Origin of the sequence: Providencia sp. PROV261 (assembly GCF_028477945.1) — a bacterium.
Taxonomy (GTDB): domain Bacteria; phylum Pseudomonadota; class Gammaproteobacteria; order Enterobacterales; family Enterobacteriaceae; genus Providencia; species Providencia stuartii.
On sequence record NZ_JAMPMC010000020.1, the window covers coordinates 57,041 to 79,262 of the forward strand.

Genomic DNA, 22,222 nt, shown 5'->3' on the forward strand with positions numbered 1-22,222 from the left:
TTCTCTCCTTACTGTGCTTGGACGCGTAATTCGGCTGCTGAACGGCTACGATGGCCTAAGAGCGCATTGATGTCACTGGATTTGGGCTTCACCAATGCAAAACGGCTTACCCAGTACTCCCAATCAGCTAAGATAGCTTCGCCACGGGATGAATGTGTTAAGCGGACATGTTCAGTGATGAGCCCACGTAAATGCTCTGCGTGGATAGGCAACTCATTGACGGATAGCAACTCAACCATTTCATTGTTAACTCGACGTGAAAAGTTATCTTCTTCGTCAATAACATAAGCGAATCCGCCTGTCATACCAGCCCCAAAATTGATCCCTGTATTACCAAGCACACAGACGATCCCACCTGTCATATATTCGCAACCATTATCACCAATCCCCTCAATGACGGCGGTTGCACCTGAATTACGTACCGCAAAACGTTCACCAGCTAGACCCGCTGCATAGAGTTTACCGCCTGTGGCGCCATATAAACAGGTGTTACCCGCGATGGTGGTTTTATGTGTTGCAAAGGAAGAGCCTACCGGTGGACGGATCGCGATAATCCCTCCCGTCATGCCTTTGCCAACATAATCATTAGCATCACCCGTTAAAATCAACTCGACACCACCTGCATTCCACACGCCAAAGCTCTGCCCCGCTGTTCCTGTAAAATAGAGTTGTAACGGCGTTGCTGCAAAGCCTTGGTCACCAAAACGACGAGCAATTTCACCAGAGAGTGCGGCACCAACGGAACGATCGGTATTCATGATATCGTAGAAAAAGGTTTTTGATTGTTTTTGGGCTAAATAAGGCTCTGCATCACGTAAAATACGTTGGTTTAATAAACCTTCATCAAAAGAAGGGTTCTTTTCAGTACAAAACACCGCTGTGCCAGCCTGTGGTACGCTCGTCGCTAATAGGCTTTGCAAGTTAATTTTGCTCTGTTTTGCCGTAGTACCTTCAATAATTTCAAGTAAATCTGTGCGACCAATTAAATCAGTCAGTTTAGTCACACCCAATGCCGCCATTAGCTCGCGGGTTTCCCTTGCAATAAATCGAAAGTAATTAATCACCCGCTCAGGTAACCCATGATAGTGATGTTGCCTCAGGGAATCATCTTGTGTTGCAACACCGGTTGCACAGTTATTGAGATGGCATATGCGTAAGTATTTGCAACCTAATGCAACCATGGGGCCTGTGCCGAAACCAAAGCTTTCGGCGCCTAATATAGCGGCTTTGATGATATCAAGGCCCGTTTTTAGGCCGCCATCTGTTTGTAGCCGAATTTTATGACGTAACCCATTGGCGACAAGAGCTTGCTGCGTTTCTACAAGGCCAAGCTCCCATGGGCACCCAGCGTATTTAACCGAGGTAATTGGACTCGCTCCAGTTCCGCCATCATAACCTGCGACGGTGATCAAATCAGCATATGCCTTTGCAACCCCCGTCGCTATAGTGCCAACACCCGGCTCAGACACCAGCTTGACGGAAATAAGAGCGTGAGGGTTGACTTGTTTGAGGTCAAAAATAAGCTGTGCCAAATCTTCAATTGAATAAATATCGTGATGTGGTGGTGGTGAAATTAAGGTGACGCCGGGCACGGAATAACGTAAACGTGCAATATACGGGGTGACCTTGTCTCCCGGTAATTGCCCACCTTCACCCGGTTTCGCGCCTTGAGCCACCTTGATTTGAATGACATCAGCATTGACTAAATAAGCCGGAGTGACGCCGAAACGCCCAGAGGCGACTTGTTTGATACGTGAACGCTTTTGTGTACCGTAGCGTGCGGGGTCTTCTCCGCCTTCGCCTGAATTGGAAAAACCACCGAGCGTGTTCATTGCGATGGCTAACGCTTCATGTGCTTCTGGGCTTAATGCCCCAATCGACATTGCAGCGGTATCAAAACGTGAAAATAGCGCTTCTTCAGGCTCTACATCGTCCAGCGAAATTCCATTATCTGAAAATTTTAAGGCGAGTAAATCACGGAACGTCGTGACTGGGCGATTATTCACCAGTTGCGCATATTTTAGATAATCGTTGTAGTCACCACTGTGGACGGCTTGCTGTAAGGTTTTTACCACATCAGGGTTGTAGGCATGGTACTCACCATTGTGCATATATTTGAGTAAACCGCCTTGCTCTATAGGTAGACGCGGTAGCCATGCTTTACGGGATAAATTAAATAGGTCTAATTCAAAGTCACTAAAGTTAGCTCCACTAACTCGACTGACTACACCGTCAAAGCACAGTTGGGTGACTTCTTCATGTAAGCCAACGGCTTCAAACAATTTTGAACAGCGATATGAGGCCACTGTCGAAATCCCCATTTTCGACATGATCTTATATAGCCCCTTATTAATACCATTGCGGTAATTCAGCAAAACGTTACCAAGAGGCTTATCAAACAGCTGTTTTTCCGCCATTGCTGCGAGTGATTCATAGGCTAAGTAAGGGTAGATAGCCGTTGCTCCAAAACCTAATAACACCGCAAAGTGGTGTGGGTCTCTGGCGCTGGCTGTTTCGACAATTAAGTTAGCATCGCAACGTAAATGGTTTTCAACTAAACAGTGCTGGACGGCACCTACGGCCATTGCGGCAGGAATAGGCAAGCGCTCTGGTGAAATATTACGGTCAGAAAGCACTAATAATACGGCGCCATCACGCACTTTTTGCTGTGCTTCTTGGCACAGATTTTCAATCGCTTGTTTTAATGAATAAACAGAAGGTGGATAGGTAATATCGACAGTGGCTGTTTGATAGTAGCGACTATCTTGTTGGCATAATTGCTGGAAATCAGAATAGAGCAAAATAGGGGATTTAAAACTGAGCCGATGCGCTTGCCCTTCCGCTTCACAAAACACATTCATTTCTCGCCCAATACAGGTGGCAAGCGACATCACATGTGCTTCCCTAAGTGGATCGATAGGGGGGTTAGTGACTTGTGCAAATGACTGGCGAAAGTAATCATAAAGAATGCGTGGACGCTGTGAAAGCACGGCAAATGGGGTGTCATCCCCCATTGACCCTGTGGCTTCTTGGCCATTTTCACCAAGGACTCGGATAACTTGCTCTAACTCTTCGCTGCTGTAAGCAAATTGCTTTTGATATGAGGCAAGGGTTTGGTTGTCCATGGAGCGTTGCCCTACCGCATCTTGCGCTTGCTCCATGGCTTCAAATGGCGTTAACCGAATAACGTTTTTTTCAAGCCACTCTTTGTACGGATGACGACTCTTTAGGTCATTATCTGTTTCCGCACTGTGCAAAATACGCCCCTCTTGGGTGTCGATTAGCATTAGCTCACCGGGGCCAACACGGCCTTTTTCGACCACCTCATCAGGTTGGTAATCCCAAATGCCAACTTCAGAAGCGCATGTAATGAGCTTATCTTTGGTAATCACATAACGGGCTGGGCGTAGACCATTTCTATCTAGGTTACAAGCAGCATAACGGCCATCAGACATGACTAAACCTGCTGGGCCATCCCAAGGCTCCATATGCATGGAGTTGAAGTCAAAAAAGGCTTTGAGATCTTCATCCATGTCGGGGTTATTTTGCCAAGCGGGAGGAACAAGTAAACGGATCGCTCGAATAAGATCCATCCCTCCATTGAGCAATAATTCGAGCATATTGTCGAGAGAGCTTGAATCTGATCCGGTTTCATTGACAAAAGGTGCCGCTGTTTGCAAATCGGGGATCAGGGGGGTACGAAACTTGTATGAGCGCGCCCGCGCCCATTGGCGGTTGCCTGTAATGGTATTAATTTCCCCGTTATGCGCTAAATAGCGAAATGGCTGGGCCAGTGGCCAACGTGGTACGGTATTGGTTGAAAAGCGCTGGTGGAAAAGGCAGATAGCAGATTCCATTCGTAAGTCGGCGAGATCAGGGTAAAAACGGGGCAGATCCGTTGCCATACATAACCCTTTATAAATGGTGACAAGGTTAGATAGGCTACAGATATAAAAATCATCGTCATGAATACGTTTTTCGATACGACGACGGGCAACGAATAAGCGTCTTTCAAGGTCTCGTGGTCGCCAGCCGGCAGGGGCATTGATAAATAGCTGCTCAATTTTCGGGAGGCTAGAAAGTGCAATGCTGCCAAGAATTTCACGGTTAATAGGAACTTCACGCCACCCAACAATCGCTAAGGTTTCATCTAAGATCTCTTCTTCAATAATACGTCGGCAATCTGCTGCAATGGTTTCATCTTGACTTAGAAAGATCATCCCAACGGCATAGTTACGCGCTAAACGCCACCCTTGCTCTTGTGCCACTAAATGGAAAAAGCGGTCAGGTTTCTGTAACAATAAGCCGCAACCATCGCCTGTTTTTCCATCAGCGAGGATTGCACCGCGATGCTGCATTCTGGCGAGTGCATGGATAGCGGTTCTGACGATTTTATGGCTAGGTTCACCTTCGATATGGGCAATCAGGCCAAAGCCACAGTTGTCTTTCTCTAATCTTTTATCGTACAGCATAGATTCTCCGTCGTCTTTCGTACTACAACGTTATTGCTATGTTTTTTCCGCTGAATAGAGAGTGTTGCTCTACTTTCAGGGAACCGGTTCTTTATGCCTAGTTGTAGCGCGAAATATCTAGGAAATAGCTACCGTAGAGGTTTTAACTACAACTGTATTGGCGTACTTCTTTGCTCTTCACTGTAAATAAATTCAATGGGTTATCTTGGTTTCTTCTATTTATTGCTCTGGCTTATTGCTTTGGGTTAATTCATTCATTTACTCATCTTTTTTGCTGGTTATCTTTTGAGCACACCAAACAACAGCGCCAATGAGTCGCTGTTTCTATTCTTAATAAAAAATAAACAGTGTATGGGAGTAATTGTTATGTATACGTCATCAGCAGAGAGGGCGGTACACGGTCAGGTTTTAACTTAGCGAGATTCTTTTTCTAGGTCAAATAGTGCGTAATAAGCATTATTTGCAAGATAAAATAATGTTATTTATTTGATAAAGAAAGAAAAACTTATCAAAAATGCTTTTGTGATGCACGTCTTGTTTTTGTAAATACTGTGATATACATCACCAATAAATTGATTTTTTTTGCGCTAACTCTATCGAGTTTTACTTATTAAATAATTAAATGTTTTTAGTTTAAGAGTTAGGCTGGTTTTTTATTCTGTTTTTTGTTGTTTTATAAAATTAATAATGTAGTTGTTTGTTATTATAAATGCTTATATTTTTGAAAAATAAAGTGTATTTTAGATAAGGAACGTGCTTCAATTAAAGAATATCGCGTATTATTTTATTTTTGAATAATAAGGTATCGAGCATAAAGACCGTGAATAAAGAGGGGTGGTAATCGTATGAGTAACAAAAAATCCCTTTTATTGATGAGCAGGATCGACATTTCTTATCAACAATGACTCGGATTTGCCTTATTTGATATATGATTCAATGAGTATCATATTAAGGGGTGGTTATGAAAGTACTTCGCGGTCTTGCGCAATATTATGTCGATTTAATGATGAAGCTCGGACTCGTCCGGTTTTCGCTCTTACTCGCATCTGCATTGGTTGTTCTCGCAATGATAATGCAAATGGCGGTGACAATTGTATTGCGTGGTCAAGTTGATAGCCTTGATTTGGTTGGCTCTATTTTCTTTGGTTTAATTATTACACCATTAGCTGTCTATTTTTTATCGGTGGTGGTTGAACAACTTGAAGAGTCTCGGCAGCGCCTTTCTCGCATGGTCGATAAGCTGGAAGTGATGCGTAAGCGCGATGCTGAACTTAATACGCAATTGCAAGGCAACATAGAGCAGCTTAATCAGGAAATTATTGAGCGGGAAAAAGCGGAAAGCGCGCATCTTGAATTGCTTGAGCAATTAAAACAAGAAATGAAACACCGCGAGCAAACACAAATTGAGCTTGAGCAGCAGTCCACATTATTGCGTTCGTTTCTTGATGCATCGCCAGATTTGGTCTATTACCGTAATGAAAACAATGAGTTTTCAGGGTGTAACCGGGCAATGGAGCTGTTGACAGGCAAGAGTGAAAAACACCTTGTTGGGTTAACCCCGTTAGATATTTATGATGTTGAAATCGCCTCTAAAGTGATGGAAACCGACGAAAAGGTATTCCGCCACAATGTTTCTCTCACCTATGAACAGTGGCTCGTTTATCCGGATGGGCGAAAAGCGTGTTTTGAGCTACGTAAAGTGCCGTTTTATGATCGGGTTGGTAAGCGACATGGTCTAATGGGCTTTGGGCGTGATATTACAGAGCGTAAGCGCTATCAAGAGGCATTGGAGAACGCAAGCCGCGATAAAACGACATTTATTTCAACAATTAGCCACGAACTTCGCACGCCGCTCAATGGTATTGTCGGGCTAAGCCGTATTTTGTTAGACACCGACCTAACGGCGGAACAAATGAATTATCTGAAAACCATCCATGTTAGTGCGGTCACATTAGGGAACATTTTCAATGACGTGATCGAAATGGATAAGATAGAACGTCGTAAAGTTCAATTAGATAATCAACCTGTTGCTTTACCTCAATTTGTCAATGACTTAGAAAATCTCAGTGGTCTTTTAGTTCAACCGAAAGGGTTGAAGTTTGTCATGGATGTGGCGGCTGGACTGCCTGAAAAAGTGCTGACAGATGGCACCCGACTTCGTCAAATTCTCTGGAATCTCATTGGAAACGCCGTCAAGTTCACTCAGCAAGGTGAAGTTAAATTGAGTATCTGGCGAGAAGGGGAAGATAAGCTATTCTTCCGTGTTCAAGATAGCGGTATTGGTATTCCGAAAGATGAGCTAGATAAAATTTTTGCGATGTATTACCAAGTAACAGACAGTGCGGGTGGCAAACCCGCAACAGGCACAGGGATCGGGCTGTCGGTATCACGCCGCCTCGCACAAAATATGGGCGGGGATATTCAAGTTGAAAGTGAAATTGGGCAAGGCTCAATTTTTACGCTATCCATTGTAGCACCTGTTATTGAAGAAGAAGTGATTGATTCACAAGTCAATGACGATGAGTATCCACTACCTGCTTTACATATCTTGCTTGTGGAAGATATTGAGCTAAATGTCGTCGTAGCCTGCTCTGTGCTGGAGAAATTAGGAAATACCGTTGATGTTGCCATGAACGGTAAAGAGGCATTAACGATGTTCGCTCCTGGTGAATACGATTTAGTGCTACTAGATATTCAACTGCCAGATATGACGGGAATTGATATTGCTCGTGAATTGAATCAACGCTACCAGAAAGAGGATCTCCCTCCATTAATCGCACTGACGGCGAATGTTTTGAAAGATAAGAAAGAGTATTTCGATGCAGGCATGGATGGCGTATTAAGCAAGCCATTGGCCGTCTCAGCCCTTAAACAGGTCATTGAGCAGTTCTGGGGTGAGCATGCGAATGAAACGCCTCAGAAGGGCATACAAAGCGTTTGCGGCGATACTGATGAGTCCGTGCTAGATTGTGAGATGCTGGAACAGTATATGGAGTTGGTTGGCCCGCAAGTTATTTATGACGGCCTCGAAGTCTTTGAAAAAATGCTACCAAGCTATTTAGCGATTTTAGATTCCAATATGGTGGCAAAAGATCAGAAAGGTATCGTCGAAGAAGCGCATAAAATTAAAGGGGCCGCAGGCTCTGTAGGATTGAAAAATTTGCAAAAAATTGCACAACAAATTCAATCACCTGAACTACCTGCTTGGTGGGATAATGTACAAGAGTGGGTGGATGAGTTAAAACAGGATTGGAAGTCGGATATAGAAACTTTGAGAAACTACGTTGACGGGCGTGCAAAAAAATAACCCCAACCGAAGTTGGGGTGCGCGAATACTGCGCCAACACCAGGGAAATCGTTGATCTACCTATGGTTTTCTTTTTGGGCAGACCTTTAGAATCTGTTTACTGCTTAAGAGAATAATACCAAGATACCAAATATTAGCGAATTTGTTACAAGATTCATTAAAATCTGTGATGAAGATTGATGTTTATTCCCTTTTTGCGGTTCAGTGATAATTTACTACAAATGGAGCGAGATATGAAATCAATTGCGGTTATTTTAAGTGGATGTGGTGTTTTTGATGGAAGCGAGATCCATGAGTCAGTATTAACTATGCTAGCTTTAAGTAAAAAAAATGTCGAAGTCCACTTTTTTGCACCAGATGAAGATCAACCTACTGTTATAAATCATATTACTGGTGAAGTAAAAACAGAAAAACGCAATCAAATGGAGGAGGCTGCAAGAATTTCTCGTGGGAAAATAGCGCCTTTATCCTCTGCGGATGCAAATAAGCTAGATGCCCTCATAATTCCTGGTGGTTTTGGTGCAGCAAAGAATTTATGTGATTTCGCGGTTAAAGGAAGTGACTGTGAAATTAATAAAGAACTATTAAGTTTAGTCCAACAAATGCACCAACAGAAAAAGCCATTAGGCCTAATATGTATTGCGCCCGTTATGCTTCCTAAGCTTTTAAATACATCAGTTGAATTAACAATTGGTAACGATAAGGAAACGATTGCCCACATTGAAAAGATGGGAGGTAAGCACATTACCTGTACTGTCGATAATATTGTGGTCGATCATGCTAACAAAGTCGTTACAACACCTGCTTATATGCTGGCTCAATCGATCTCAGAGGCTGAAATCGGTATTAATAAGCTCGTTGAGAAAGTATTAGAAATGGCATGATCAACTAAATGAGAGTGAAAATTTCTCTATTATGGCGCTGGTTAAGGAAAGTTTTTCTTTCATTAGCCGCTTTTTGGTTTTTGACTGTGATTGCATTTAAGTTCTTACCAGTGCCATTTTCTGCCGTCATGATAGAAAAGCAAATATCCGCATGGATAAACTTAAACTTTTCTTATGTTTCTCATTCTGAGTGGGTTGATGAAAATCACATTTCTCCCTATCTGTATTTGGCGGTAATAGCCGCCGAAGATCAAAATTTTCCTCATCACTGGGGTTTTGATCTCGAAGCGATAGAGAGGGCTTATAAGCATAATATGAGTAAAAAAAAGACGATTCAAGGCGCGTCAACTATCTCTCAACAAACAGTAAAAAACCTTTGGTTATGGAATGGGAGAAGTTGGATAAGAAAAGGGCTTGAAGCAACGATGACTCCTATTATGGAAGTTATGTGGTCTAAAACACGAATCCTTACTGTTTATTTAAACATAGTTGAGTTTGGTGATGGGGTTTTTGGGGTTGAAGAGGCATCAAAAAAATTCTTTAAAAAGTCAGCAAATCAATTAACTATGGAGGAAGCTGCACTATTAGCAGCAGTTCTACCAAATCCTCATCGATTTAAGGTAGAATCACCTTCTTCTTATGTGTTAAAGCGGCAGGCTTGGATCTTGAATCAGATGTACCTTCTTGGAGGTAGGAATTATCTGAAAAGCAACGCTATTGGTCCGACCAAATAAAAAAGTCATGAATTTTTACTCATGACTTTTGTTTTTATAACAATATATTATTGTTTATGATTAATTGAGATAGGTAAAAGCGGTCGTGACACGACGGACACCATCTGTTTCACTGGCAATTTTTGCAGCAGCATCACCTTCTTGCTTAGTTAAAACACCTAGCAAGAATACTTCACCATTTTCAGTAATCACTTTCACACTGGAGGACTTCACCGCATCGCTAGTGAGAATTTTGGATTTGATTTTGGTTGTGAGCCAAGTATCTTTTGACGCTGTTCCTAAAGTAACGGGCTCTCCTTGGCGGACCTCATTATAAACCGCATTGGTTCCCTCGACATTTGCTGCTATCTGCTTCGCTCGCTCAGCCCATGACATATCAGGACTTTGGCCGGTTAGCAGAACATTTCCCTTATATGCTGTCGCAATAATGCGCGCTTTGCCTGTAATGTCTTTATCTTTGTTGAGTTGACCACTGACACGAGCTTCTAACGTGCCATCATCAACTTGCTGACCGACCGTACGAGGATCTGTCGCACTTTTGGTGGCAACCGCCGCTGAACCAACAACGGCAGCGCCAATACAGCCTTGTAGCATTGTCATGCTGACAACAATGGCTACTATTGGGAGTAATCGCATTTTTGCTCCTTAATCATCCTGATGGGGGAAAAGTGTATTATCGATGAGATCACAAAGACAATTCACGGTAAGAAGGTGGACCTCTTGGATCCTGACACTACGTTGTGATGGAATGCGTATTTCCACATCTTGAGGGCCTAAGAGGCCAGCTAGCTCGCCACCATCATAACCCGTCAGTGCTACAATCGTCATATCTCGCGTCACAGCAGCTTCAACCGCTTTGATAATATCGCTACTATTTCCATGTGTTGAGATAGCCATTAAAACATCACCATGCTGACCCAGTGCTCTCACCTGTTTAGCATATATTTCAGCTGGTTGTTTGCTACCAGAAATCGCGGTTAAAACGGCATTGTCCGTATTTAGTGCGAGTGCGGGAAGACTCGGACGCTCAGTTTCAAACCGATGGATCATACTCGCGGCAAAACGTTGTGCTGTTGCCGCTGAAGCACCATTTCCACAGCACAAAATTTTATTACCATTTAGCAGTGATTGAACCATCATCATTGCTGCCCGTGATATTGCATCCGGCAATGCTTCTGCCGCTGCTATCTGAGTTTGAATACTTTCTGTAAAACAGACTTTAATTCTATCCAGCACTTGCTTATTTTCCTGTGAAATTAACCAACATGTTCACTATCGTTAAAGGCATTCTGTATCCATTCAAACTGACGACCAGTAATCGCACAGATATCAAAACGACATGCGGTAGTTTCGAAGCTTTCTTGTTTTTCGGCAAGCCAATATTTAGCGGTGGCAATCAGTTTTCTGCGTTTGCACCGATCAATTGATAACAGTGCTCCACCATATTGCTTATCTTGGCGAAAACGTACTTCAACAAATACCCAACCAGTGCTATCACGCATGATAAGATCAATTTCACCATGGCGATTTCTGGCATTTCGTTCAATAAATGTTAACCCCTGTTGTTGCAGGAAAGCCAGTACCCGATTTTCATAGTACCGGCCAGTTAACCATTTTAATGTTTTTTTGAGAGGTTGCATGACGTCCTTGTCTTAAAGTTTGGCAATTATCCTAATTGCGCGACAAAATTTATTTTGCCAATTTGATTTGCCCTTGATTGAATTGCAACCAAGGAAGATCGCGGTATACAACACAGTTTTTATCGACACTTAAGGCACCAGATGCACCTTGTAAGCGGAATTGAGCATTGTGTTGTAATTGATCATAGTTATTCGCGAGTGCCCAAGCATCGACCCCTAACGCATAAAGACGTAATAGGGAATAGTCATTGTTGAGCTTTTGTTGAGCTTGTTTGCGCAAATTATTATTTGCACCCGCTAACAATGGAATATCACTGAATTTAACCCCTTCCATTTCGAAACGGAAATCAGCGCCATTACCTGCTTGGTTACTGCGTGAGCTAGCATAGAGCGCAGGGCGTTGGCGGCTACTAATCGCCATTTCAATCATTGGTTTGATTAAAGTTAATTCATCACGAGTCGCCACAATATAGACCGCATCAACGGCACTCGCTGAACTTACTTGCGGCTCAGGCTGAGTAAGCTCAGGATAATTTTGTCCATCGATTGATTTTGCGGCCACTTGCTGATTAACAATAACAGGTATACCTGTCATGCGAATACCCGCACCGCGGTTTATCGACTCTTTGAGCGATGCAGTAGATCCAAAGGACTGTTTGAGTACGGTTGCGCCACCTTTTGATTGCCACTCTTCAGCGAATGCTTTAGCAATACGCTCACCAAAGGCATTTGAAGGAACGAGAAGCAATGGAGCACGTTTCCCATCGGCCATCATATGTGCAGCAGCATTTTTGGCCTCATCTTCTGGCGACAAGGAAAAATAGCAAAGATTTGGGCGTGGCTGTAGCTTATCGGCATCTAATTCATTCAGTGCCAGTACACTTAATGGCGATCCTGCTTGCGCAATCGCTTGTACTTCAGGTTTCAATAGTGGACCAACCACTAACGTGAAGCCTTCACTTTGTGCTTGTTGCAGTAACTGAGGCAGTGACTTCCCATTCGTATCAAAGACTTTGACACTTTGGGTATTGGTTGGCGCGGGCGCAATGTTCAACGAAGGATTGACCACTTCAGACTCACTGCTTGGGCTACTATTACCTGTGGTCGCTGCAACTTCCGCATAGATTTGCTCTAATACATCGTTACCGCTATTTGCCTCAGGTGTTGCTACTGGTGCACTATTGCTGGTTGCTACAGGGGCTTGTGGTAAGCCTTTTTGTGCATCCATAAAGCCCCGCATAATAGCTTCACCAAAGACTTTCCCTTGACCGCTCATAGGAAGGAAAAGCGCAATTTTTGGTGAGGTTCCAACTGGTGGTTGCAATGACTGAGTAAGTTGATTTGGTGGGGTTTTTACCGCTGGGTGATCCGCATAACGGATTTTCCAGTCATTAATACCGGCACGTAGTGCATCAATATCGTCACGGTTATTGAGGTAGATATCCAACAAATCAACCCATCCAGCGAGGGTATTTTCTTCGACTCCAATTCCCTCCACCTGATTAGGTGTCATTTGTGTTAACATTTGCCACGTACCATCGATATTTGCCTGATGAGCAGCTTGTTCTGTTAGCAATGGCTCTTGGCTGATATAGGCACGTAAAGCCTCAACGGAAGGCTTACCTTGTGCAGAATCAATGATAGACTGATAACGACTGACTTCAGAGCTGATTTGCTCAGGTGTCGTTGGGGTGATCGGTGCTCTGTTATCCCCTGTGAGTTGACAGCCTGACAACACTAAAGCAGATAGCATTGCCGTGCAGATTAACCCTTTTTTTACATGCAAAAAAATTGAAGGACGCATACTGTATCCAGTGGTGTATTTTCAGTTGCTTAATTTTAAACCGGCTATTCGGATGAAACAATGAATCAACCTAATCAAGCAGTGGTTATGGCATCCACGCTGTATATTGTGCCTACCCCTATCGGTAATATGGGCGATATCACGCAACGTGCGCTGGATGTTCTTAAACATGTTGACCTTGTCGCTGCAGAAGACACACGGCATTCAGGAATGCTGTTGCAGAATTTTGCCATTAATGCACGCATGTTTGCCTTACATGATCATAATGAACAGCAGAAGGCAGATCAATTAATTAGCAGACTTCAACAGGGTGATAGTATCGCATTAGTTTCCGATGCAGGTACACCTTTAATTAACGATCCTGGTTATCATTTAGTCACTCGCTGCCGTGAAGCCGGGATCCGCGTTGTTCCATTACCGGGAGCATGCGCCGCTATCACTGCCCTCAGTGCTGCGGGGTTACCTTCTGACCGTTTTTGCTATGAAGGTTTTTTACCCGCAAAAAGTAAAGGTCGTAAAGACGCCCTTAAAGCACTTGAACGAGAAACTCGCACATTAATTTTTTATGAGTCAACACATCGCTTACTCGATAGTTTAGCAGACATGGTTGAAGTGTGGGGGCCAGAACGGCATGTTGTACTTGCTCGTGAAATAACCAAGACTTGGGAGTCAATCGAAGGGCGTCCTGTCGGTGAATTATTAGCGTGGGTTAAAGAAGATGAAAACCGTCATCGAGGCGAAATGGTGCTGGTTGTTGAAGGCTATAAAGCGAATCTAGATGAGGATGATATTTCACCGGAAGTGATCCGTACCTTAAACTTATTACAGCAAGAGTTGCCACCGAAAAAAGCGGCTGCGATTACCGCCGAAATATACGGGGTGAAAAAGAACCGCTTATATAAATTGATGCTTGAACAATCAAGTGACGAGGAATAACGGTACAAACCCCTATACATGAATAGATAAAGTGCCTATAATCCGCCTCGGAGTTGGCTAGACAACCGCTGCTTTATCGTTGTCCTTTGGGAGACGGGTAGAGGGGAGGAAAGTCCGGGCTCCACAGGGCAGGGTGCCAGATAACGTCTGGGAGGCGCAAGCCTACGACTAGTGCAACAGAGAGCAAACCGCCGATGGCCTGTTTACAGGCTCAGGTAAGGGTGAAAGGGTGCGGTAAGAGCGCACCGCGCGGCTGGTAACAGTCCGTGGCACGGTAAACTCCACCCGGAGCAAGACCAAATAGGGGTTCATATGATGCGGCCCGCATTGAACTCGGGTAGGTTGCTGGAGCCAGTGCGCAAGTGCTGGCCTAGATGAATGGTTGTCCACGACAGAACCCGGCTTATCGGCCGACTCCTCAAATAAACGCCCCAACGTGCATGAGTACGGTGGGGCATTTTTTATACTCATATGCGATAGTGCCTATCTTTTGGGGGCCTAAAGGCTGCATCTTTTTTCATTGGTACGTTTTTATAGGGTGTCATGCATACCAAATTTTTATAGTAAATTATCGTATTCGAATAATATTGGTAATACCATATAATGAAGTCCGATAAGAGAAATATCCCATTCTAAAAGAGAGTTTATACAATGAAATATCTCGCTTTATTTCTAAGTCTTATAGTGATAGACGCGAATGCTTATTTACTTGATTATAAGCCAATTGATATAGAATCAATAATAAATGAAAAAGCGACAACACAAAAAATTAATCTTTTTTCAATAATTGAAAGTTGCGATAATGTTAATTTATTAAAAGAACAAGTCACAGAATTAGAAAATACTAAATTTATTGACTGTTCAATGATTGATGGGCGAGATTTCCTTGTGCTTGAAACGTCGATTGATTTAGGGGGAAGTTCATCACCAAAGACATTATCACTTCATGCAAATGGTAACGATGAATTTGGATTAGACGTCAATGATGAATGGATGATGAAGCTCAATGAAATTGCTCATAACTATTTATTTCTAATTAAATTAAAAAATAATAGTGATAAGCATTATCAAAGTGTATCAAGTACATCTGCCCCCATATTCAATAATTATCCTTCTAATGTGAATCGTCATTGGCTAAAGCCTGACGAAGAAGTCAATGTTATCGTTCCGTTATTATCGCCTAATTATAAGCCATTAATGGAAGGGCAAAAATTAAGAGAACCCTCTAAGCTGTTTATTAAAACCAATAAACTGGCAGATACTGGGAATGCTGAGGCGCAGTATCAGCTAGGTAACATGTATGAAAAGGATACCGTTCATATTCAGCGTGATAGAGATATGGCATTTGAATGGCATAAAAAGGCGGCAGATCATGGGGATGCTATTGCGCAATATATCACCAGTGAAAACGATTATTGGATGGCTAATGTTAAAAATAAGGTCAATATGAAACGCCTCAGCATTGAATATTTAAACAAATCAGCCGCTCAAAATGACCCCGTTGCACAAAAACATCTTGCTGAACATTATCTAACAGGGAGCTATCTTAAAAAAGATCCGCAAAAAGCATTATTACTATTGAAAGCCTCGGCGGAACAAGGAAATGAGCGCGCTCAAACAGATTTGGGGCGACAAACTTTTAACATGGGAGATAAAGTTACAGGTTACGCATGGTATTCGATAGCTGCTTATTCCGTTAAATACGATGAGGATACGTTAAATAACATGGAAAAACAGATGACCATTGATGAACTAAGAAAAGCAACGATATTATCGAAAGAGCTTAAGCGCAAATACCCAGTGAAAAAAATTGCATATGAATAGCTAATTAAATAGCTCATATATAATAGCGTATTGTCCGTCAAATAAGCTATATTTTTGCTTTGTGTATTTCTTTTTTTGCCTTTTTATAATGTGTAAGTTGAGCGCTTTAAAAATAATAAAAACGTTATCACTATTAAAGATAAAGTAATGCTGGAAAAGTGATGAGTAGAAAATAGTATATTTAGTCATGAATGGAGATTAAGTCAGTTAGATGGAATTTAAAAGTGTCGTTTGTTTAAGAAGTAATAAATAGGTGAGCCAGTCATTATTAATGATACAGAAAGAAAAATACGCAACTATCGCGATGAAAAAACTTTAATTTAGATATAGCCTGTTGCAGTAAAAAATTAATAGAGTTTTTTGCGAATAAGGATATTCATTACTTTATTAGAAAAATATTTTTCAGTTTCCCCGTTGGTAATATGGGTTTACAAGAGAAATGAATGAGATAAAAAATTATCGGTCTGATTTTGGTTCCGGTGGAAAAGCGATATACCAGTCAACATAGTTATGGGCGATTAATAGGGGGAGCTATGGATATGAATTTTATTCTTTATGATAGACAAAATAATAGATGTTTATTGTAGAGGGGAAAATATCCCCCTCTACTCTTTGAGGCAAAGTGATTAACGCTATTTTAGTGCTTGTTTAACCATTGTGAGCAGTTGGCGTACATCTTCTGGACGTGTATTTCCACTCTCTTTATCAATGATTGAACTATAGATATGAGGGATGATTTTTTTCACACCAGCATCTAATGCAATCTGTAAAATTTGGGAAAAGTTTTCCAAATCAATCCCCCCTGTAGGTTCAAGGGAAAAGTCAAATTTGGCACAGGCTTGTGCAACGACTTTATACTCTTCAATATAAGTTAACCCTTTCATATTAAAGAATTTGATTGAACTAGCTCCCATGTCTTTAAGCATCATAATCGCCGTTTCTACCGGCACGATACCATCAGGTGCTTGGGAGCTTAATGGCCCCGTTGATATTTTCACCATGCCTTTTGTTCCACTTGGTGAAACCAGCGCATTGACAAAGGTTTCATCCTGCCCAAGCAGGGCGCGGCTAATTGGAGCGCCTGTGAAGACTTGGTTAACGTGTTGCGGTTGGATCGCTTTTGAAATCAACGAAACCATTGTGGATTGGTTAGGGTCACCGGCCCCTAAACCAACAGAAAGCGCATTATTGGTTTCTTTTGCATAGATGCGCATATCTGCAATGGCACTGGTTAAATCAGGGTAATTTTTAGAGAGCACGCCAACGACCACAAAGGTTTCCGCGGCTTCATAAATATCTTTGGCATTTTGATGGCTGCCTGCGAGTACATTTAAACATACCCGATCTTGATAAAAATTTGGTGATAATTTCATACTACATTCCTTTAACTAACAATCGGATACGTTCAGCAATCGTATTAAGTTGCTCATTGCTAACACTACGAATATCAGCTTCCACTTTGCCTTCATTCGCTTTGTATTCACGGAAATAGATTGCCGTATCCCCTTGTTTTAATTCATTCATGATTTGGTAAGTTGTTTTACCTATCATTTTTTCATCGAAACTAATTTCAGCACGTGCAATATCACGTCCAGCCGCATCCCAAACGATACGTGCTGAAATGGCAGGCAGCGAATTGAGTGCTTCGATAAATTCACCCATGCGCTCAACCATCTCCGCGCCAGTTTCTTTAGTGGCTGTCAAATATTGCTCGATCGCGAGCGTCAGGCCTAAAATCCCTTCTTTTCCGACTTTCATGGCTCGGCCAATACCTTGGCTCTGACGTTTTACCCATTCCACATAGGTTTTTTTACCGATCACTAACCCACTTGTAGGGCCTTCAATGGCCTTTGCGCCACTGTAAATAACTAAATCAGCGCCGGATTGGTAGTAACTGGTGAGATCTTCTTCCGCAGCAGCATCAACAATTAAAGGAAGATTGTGTTGGCGAGCAACGGCAGCCGCTTCGCTAACACTGAGCATACTTTTTTGAACTGTATGGTGAGATTTAATATAGAGGATGGCTGCTGTTTGTGGCGTTACCTTAGCTGATAGTTGTGTAGGTGAACACTCATTGGCAAAGCCCGCTTCGATAACCTTACCACCACCTAATGCCACCATAGTATCGACAGGCGCACCGAAATTCACATTATGGCCTTTCGGTAAAATGATTTCCCGTGGTACGTTTTTTGACGATGAGTGCAGATTTAGCAGTAAATCATCATCATCACGCACGATCACCGCAGCAATCGCCTGTGCTATCCCTGCTGAAGCACAAGAGACGACAACGGCGCTTTCGACATTGAGCAATTTGGCAATATAATCGCCCGTTTTATTAACCAGATCTTTGATCTCAAAGTAATGGTTTAGGCCGTAAGCTACGCGTTCGACAACTTCTGGACTCGGCGTAGAGACGCCGAGTATGGTCATGCGGCCAGAGGCGTTAATCACATGTCTTAGCTGATATTTCTCATAAATCGATTGCATATTCAGATTCACCTTCTGCATGAACAATATGTTTTCCGCCAATAATTGCCGCTATAGGCACAAAGCGATGAGTGCCAGTACGACATTCTCCTTCTGCATCCGTCAGCTCTGTGCGTTCTTCTTTCAGGTCAAATAGCGTGATATCAGCATCAAAACCAGGTTTTAAGTAACCTTTTGCGGGAAGCGCTAATAAATCGGCAGCTTTTTCTGTTACACAACGAATTATTTTTTCAGCACTAAAGCCCATGCAAAGGAATTTCGTCATCACAAATGCAAGGCTGTAGACAGGGCCATTAACGCGGTTACGGTGGTAGATATCGGAACTAATAATGTCTGGGTAGGTACCAATACGCATGGCTTGTTCGGCGACTTTAAAACTAAAGCTTTCAGCGCCATGACCCACATCCAAAATCACTCCTCGAGCTAATGCTCGGGCAATAGAGGGTTTTAAGTTACCATCACTACCGAGAATTTGATTCGGTTTACCGTTGAAACAGTGAGTAATAATATCGCCGCGTGTTAAGAGATCGGCAATTTCATCAATATTGGGTGGGTTATTACCGATATGTACCATAAGTGGCAGTCGATGTTTTTTCTGCATTTGTTTCGCTTTAAGCAGCGGTTCAATACCGTTATCACCAACAACACTTTTACTCATGCGAGCCTTCATACCAACGACAAAACCCTCATGGCGCTCAATCGCTTGCTGAAAACAGGTTTCATCAATATTCTTCATATCTGATAACTCATTTTGCGCGATAATACCGATACGAGAGATATTTAATAATGAAAAGACGTTGGTTTGGGCTTTTTGGGTTAATTGATAAAATTTGTCGATATCATCAGCACCAACACTGCCTGCATCAACTAATGAAGTAACACCTCCTGCAGCACCGGCTAAATCTGGTTGATCGAAATAGATAGGAGACTCAACAAAACAGTGAGCATGTGAATCAATCCATCCGGCACTGACGTAGATTTTTCCTTTCAGATCAATCCATTTTTCAGCTTGTTGGTTGCAGGCCAACTCAGGGCCTGCAGCTTCGATTTTTCCATCTTTAATAAGAATATCAATGTGTGTTCCATCGATACGTTTACCCTGTTTGATGATTAGAGAATACATAGTTACCTTCTTTTTTATCATGAGGTTAGGCTGCAAGAGGGAAGAAATACCCAAATAGCATCGCCCCTAAAATTGCGCCACCTGCGACGGGTTTTTGCCATACATAGAAGATCAATGAACCAATTAGTGACCCAATACCAATTGGTATCGATGCAGCCATAGCGGCGAGGATAATCAAAGGCCCTAAGAAGCGACCTGAGGTATTACCAGCCCCCATCATGATGTCTGCACCAAAGGTGGAGTTGGCTTGTGCAATGGTAAATTTACGCGCAAAGATAATGATCAGGCCGATAATTAAACCAAGCACTAAACCTGTGACCAGTGAGATCCAGAAATTGGTAACTAAAATATCCCATCCGGCGGCAAGGAACAGTGCAGGAACACCGAGGCCTATCCCTGTTTGTAGTGCACCGCCAATATCTAAAATACCAACCAATGAACCTTCGATAATACGAGCAAATAGGAAGCTGGCACCAAATGCGGCGACCGCACCGTAAACCCCCGTATCTAAGCCGGCTTTTAACATTGCCACGAACGCAACTTCGTTAAATGCCCCGAACCCATAAACAACATACATATGAGTACCGGCAAAAATTCCAGCAGATAACAGTCCGACAAAGATTGGGAAGGACCACTCCGCGTACCAAAAATCTTGTTTGTTAATTTCAGTTGTCATGATTATTTCCCGCTCAATAGTCCATGGATGTATTCAAGCCACAGAGGTTTATCCAGATGGAAAGAGGTGATCATCTTCAAGTCAAATTCACGGAAGAAGCCACTCAAAACAAACAGCAATACGACAGTGATCATCATTGTGCGTGTCACACGGTTCCAGCCGTTATCATCAACGCCTTTACCGATCAGGATACCGAGGACTAAACCTGGGATAGCATTTCCCATAATCAGCTGAGCACAACCACCGAAAAGGGTTGCCCAGAAGCCAGAGCGTCGACCTGCATCCATAGCGGCTAGCCAGAAAATCACAGGCATCACTGTGTTAACCAACAGGTTTGCCGCAGGAACTAACACATTAATTGCGGTTGTTTGCAGCGCAGCAGGAACAGCAGAAGCGGTCGTATTTAAGAACGCGACGACTAAGGCCCCGATCACGGTACAGGCAATCGCCATTTTTTTCGGGTTATGCAGTGTTTCAGCCACATTACGATTTTTGGATAATAAAGCGGCTGCCCCCCAGTTAGGAATAATGCGGTGATCAACGTCTTGTGTGAATGCACCCGCGGCCACGGATGATGCCCATGCGTTGAAAAAGAATCCTAAACCGAATGAGAAGTGAGATGCGGGATCTCCTTCACAGGCATTAAGTTCCCCAAGTGTACGGAATGCCCCCATTCCTTGCACTGTAGGGGCATGGAACATACGAGCAGCCCCTGCACCAAGGCCAAAGCCACATAGGCCGCCGATGATGAGGGACATACCCAATATTTCTAAGAAAGATGCAGTTTCACTCATAGAAATGCCTCCAGACCTGAATTGTTTTTATTGTTCTGTAAATGGTATTTCGTTGACAGAAAGTAGGGTGACATCTAGCGAAACGTCGAGCACCACACGGAAATGTTCACGTTTACGCGGCAGAAAGACGAAAAGAAATTTTTCTGTCCGCGAGTGCGAGTGTGCACTTACAACGGCAACATCCTTAGGTTCGATTCGCAGGATTATGTCATTGCTCTCTTTTAGTACCGTGCGTTGAACCGAGTTCAGTGCATCAGCGATCGCTTTTTGCTTGCTGTCACCTTGCCCCGAGACTCGCACAACCGTTTCGATAGATTTCTTCATTACGCGTCGCCGTATTTTTTGATATAAGCTTTAACCAAGCGCTCACCTAATTCTTCTTTATCCATAAAACCGAAACCTAATACAGTGCAGCCTTCTGCAATGGCGGTTTCTCCTTCTTCAATTGAACGCATACCGTAACGTGCTTTGTAGCCATATTTGGTTTGTGCAGTGATGGCTCCAGCGCCGCCACTACCACAAAACGAGATCCCCAAATCAGCGTGTTCGGCATTCATGACATCACCTAGCTTCATATCAGCGGCAACGCCAGGTACAACAATCGCTTTGCCACCTGCTGCCTCTACACCTGCGGCAACTTTTTGGCCTTTCCCTAAACGATCTCCGATAGCAACAACAACTTGTTTCATAGTGATATTCCCCAAAAATTAATCATTCGAACGGATAACTTCAAAGTGAACAGAGAGTAAAAATGTCTCTTCTGGCGCTAATCCAGGAAGTGCATCGACAACACGTTGTGATAATGCTATCGAGTGCGCCGAAATCTCATCGAACAAACTGATATCGACTTCTGGTAACGCTTCACCCGTTTTTGCTCTCGCAACCATGGCTCTCAGATGAGACTCCAACATCTGTTGTTGTACATCGGTGGTGTAGCAATCTTCTTGTTGAAGCCAGCCACTAATGATGACCAACAGCTCCTGTGTTACTTCATCGATATCGAGGTTATCTTCCGACATCTTGAAAACGACAACTGATTCACTCATAACTGTTTAAAATCCAAGGTAATAATGCAATTAAACCGCTTTGTTCCTTCATGATGAATACCTTAGTCGGTTCTATAGGAGTTGTGCAGACATTGAATTTCCACTTGTAAGTGGAAATAAATTGGAAGGGAAAATAAGTGTAATGCGTATAAAAATTAAACCAACCGGAAATAAAATGGAAAATAACTCAATATTGGAGTGTCTAAAATAAGCATAACTAAGTAATTTATTTATTAAATCTTTTGAAATTCAAATTATTAGCAATGTAATGATAGAACTGGAAAGGCGAAATAGCCGCTGTAAATAAAGTGGAAATCGAAAAGTGGAAATAGGTATAAAAGGGAACTGAGCATTTCCACTTAGAGAGGTTAGCCCTGAAACAGGCGATTTTTGGTGAAAAACAAAATAACAGAATTGCGGTTATGATCACGCAAAATAGTCGATTCTTCCCTTTTCCGCTAACAAGTGGAAGCGAGCGATGATCTACGTTAAAAG

18 protein-coding genes and 1 other RNA gene are annotated in these 22,222 nt (G+C 42.8%); 6 read left to right on the forward strand and 13 right to left on the reverse strand.

The window, feature by feature from the left end; all coding sequences use genetic code 11:
* Positions 1–8: 8 nt before the first annotated feature.
* Entirely contained in the window at positions 9–4,472 is a 4,464-nt protein-coding gene (gene gltB / locus PR675_RS12825; protein WP_036943074.1) for a glutamate synthase large subunit, read from the reverse strand.
* A gap of 961 nt (positions 4,473–5,433) precedes the next feature.
* Between gltB and arcB the strand changes: the two genes are divergently transcribed.
* From arcB to mtgA, 3 genes are all read left to right on the forward strand, one after another.
* Positions 5,434–7,779: an aerobic respiration two-component sensor histidine kinase ArcB gene (arcB, locus tag PR675_RS12830; protein WP_014657582.1), complete on the forward strand. Its 2,346-nt coding sequence runs from the start codon at positions 5,434–5,436 to the stop codon at positions 7,777–7,779.
* A gap of 233 nt (positions 7,780–8,012) precedes the next feature.
* Positions 8,013–8,663 (forward strand): isoprenoid biosynthesis glyoxalase ElbB, encoded by a 651-nt coding sequence (gene elbB, locus PR675_RS12835; protein WP_014657583.1) that lies wholly within the window; start codon positions 8,013–8,015, stop codon positions 8,661–8,663.
* An 8-nt stretch (positions 8,664–8,671) separates the two neighbouring features.
* Positions 8,672–9,397: a monofunctional biosynthetic peptidoglycan transglycosylase gene (gene mtgA / locus PR675_RS12840; RefSeq protein WP_014657584.1), complete on the forward strand. Its 726-nt coding sequence runs from the start codon at positions 8,672–8,674 to the stop codon at positions 9,395–9,397.
* A gap of 60 nt (positions 9,398–9,457) precedes the next feature.
* Here the strand turns inward: mtgA and dolP are convergent, their stop codons facing one another.
* Genes dolP through PR675_RS12860 form a run of 4 tightly spaced genes read right to left on the reverse strand, consistent with a single transcriptional unit; the run spans position 9,458 to position 12,841 of the window.
* Positions 9,458–10,033 carry a division/outer membrane stress-associated lipid-binding lipoprotein gene (gene dolP, locus PR675_RS12845; protein ID WP_004925393.1) on the reverse strand — a complete coding sequence of 192 codons (576 nt, stop codon included), beginning with the start codon at positions 10,031–10,033 and terminating at the stop codon, positions 9,458–9,460.
* A 9-nt stretch (positions 10,034–10,042) separates the two neighbouring features.
* Positions 10,043–10,633 carry a DnaA initiator-associating protein DiaA gene (gene diaA, locus PR675_RS12850; protein ID WP_036943080.1) on the reverse strand — a complete coding sequence of 197 codons (591 nt, stop codon included), beginning with the start codon at positions 10,631–10,633 and terminating at the stop codon, positions 10,043–10,045.
* A gap of 20 nt (positions 10,634–10,653) precedes the next feature.
* A complete protein-coding gene (locus PR675_RS12855) occupies positions 10,654–11,037 on the reverse strand; it encodes a YraN family protein (RefSeq protein ID WP_004925388.1) in 384 nt (127 codons plus the stop codon).
* Positions 11,038–11,086: 49 nt separating this feature from the next.
* Positions 11,087–12,841: a penicillin-binding protein activator gene (locus tag PR675_RS12860; protein ID WP_036943084.1), complete on the reverse strand. Its 1,755-nt coding sequence runs from the start codon at positions 12,839–12,841 to the stop codon at positions 11,087–11,089.
* Between the two features lie 60 nt (positions 12,842–12,901).
* Here PR675_RS12860 and rsmI point away from each other — a divergent pair, with 60 nt between their 5' ends.
* The 3 genes from rsmI (at position 12,902) to PR675_RS12875 (ending at position 15,601) form a co-directional block, all read left to right on the forward strand.
* Positions 12,902–13,777 carry a 16S rRNA (cytidine(1402)-2'-O)-methyltransferase gene (gene rsmI, locus PR675_RS12865; protein ID WP_036943087.1) on the forward strand — a complete coding sequence of 292 codons (876 nt, stop codon included), beginning with the start codon at positions 12,902–12,904 and terminating at the stop codon, positions 13,775–13,777.
* Positions 13,778–13,826: 49 nt separating this feature from the next.
* Positions 13,827–14,199: RNase P RNA component class A (gene rnpB / locus PR675_RS12870), an RNA gene on the forward strand.
* Between the two features lie 229 nt (positions 14,200–14,428).
* Entirely contained in the window at positions 14,429–15,601 is a 1,173-nt protein-coding gene (locus PR675_RS12875; RefSeq protein ID WP_060561390.1) for a tetratricopeptide repeat protein, read from the forward strand.
* 632 nt (positions 15,602–16,233) lie between these two features.
* Here the strand turns inward: PR675_RS12875 and dagF are convergent.
* Genes dagF through PR675_RS12915 form a run of 8 tightly spaced genes read right to left on the reverse strand, consistent with a single transcriptional unit; the run spans position 16,234 to position 21,727 of the window.
* Positions 16,234–16,974, reverse strand: a complete 741-nt coding sequence (gene dagF / locus PR675_RS12880; protein ID WP_004925371.1) for a 2-dehydro-3-deoxy-phosphogluconate aldolase — start codon at positions 16,972–16,974, stop codon at positions 16,234–16,236.
* Between the two features lies 1 nt (position 16,975).
* The gene (locus PR675_RS12885) at positions 16,976–18,088 is read right to left on the reverse strand and encodes a DgaE family pyridoxal phosphate-dependent ammonia lyase (protein ID WP_004925369.1); all 1,113 of its coding nucleotides are present in this window, start codon (positions 18,086–18,088) and stop codon (positions 16,976–16,978) included.
* Positions 18,072–19,211 carry an amidohydrolase/deacetylase family metallohydrolase gene (locus PR675_RS12890; protein ID WP_014657590.1) on the reverse strand — a complete coding sequence of 380 codons (1,140 nt, stop codon included), beginning with the start codon at positions 19,209–19,211 and terminating at the stop codon, positions 18,072–18,074. The genes PR675_RS12885 and PR675_RS12890 overlap by 17 nt, the downstream gene beginning before the upstream one ends.
* A 25-nt stretch (positions 19,212–19,236) precedes the next feature.
* The gene (locus PR675_RS12895) at positions 19,237–19,887 is read right to left on the reverse strand and encodes a DUF4310 family protein (RefSeq protein WP_004925362.1); all 651 of its coding nucleotides are present in this window, start codon (positions 19,885–19,887) and stop codon (positions 19,237–19,239) included.
* Positions 19,888–19,889: 2 nt separating this feature from the next.
* Positions 19,890–20,681 carry a DUF4311 domain-containing protein gene (locus tag PR675_RS12900; protein WP_014657591.1) on the reverse strand — a complete coding sequence of 264 codons (792 nt, stop codon included), beginning with the start codon at positions 20,679–20,681 and terminating at the stop codon, positions 19,890–19,892.
* Positions 20,682–20,708: 27 nt separating this feature from the next.
* Positions 20,709–21,005 carry a DUF4312 family protein gene (locus tag PR675_RS12905; RefSeq protein WP_004925357.1) on the reverse strand — a complete coding sequence of 99 codons (297 nt, stop codon included), beginning with the start codon at positions 21,003–21,005 and terminating at the stop codon, positions 20,709–20,711.
* The gene (locus tag PR675_RS12910; protein ID WP_004925354.1) at positions 21,005–21,370 is read right to left on the reverse strand and encodes an SFCGS family glycine-rich protein; all 366 of its coding nucleotides are present in this window, start codon (positions 21,368–21,370) and stop codon (positions 21,005–21,007) included. Before PR675_RS12910 ends, PR675_RS12905 begins: the two co-directional genes overlap by 1 nt.
* An 18-nt stretch (positions 21,371–21,388) precedes the next feature.
* Positions 21,389–21,727 carry a transcriptional antiterminator gene (locus PR675_RS12915; protein WP_004925351.1) on the reverse strand — a complete coding sequence of 113 codons (339 nt, stop codon included), beginning with the start codon at positions 21,725–21,727 and terminating at the stop codon, positions 21,389–21,391.
* Positions 21,728–22,222: the final 495 nt, after the last annotated feature.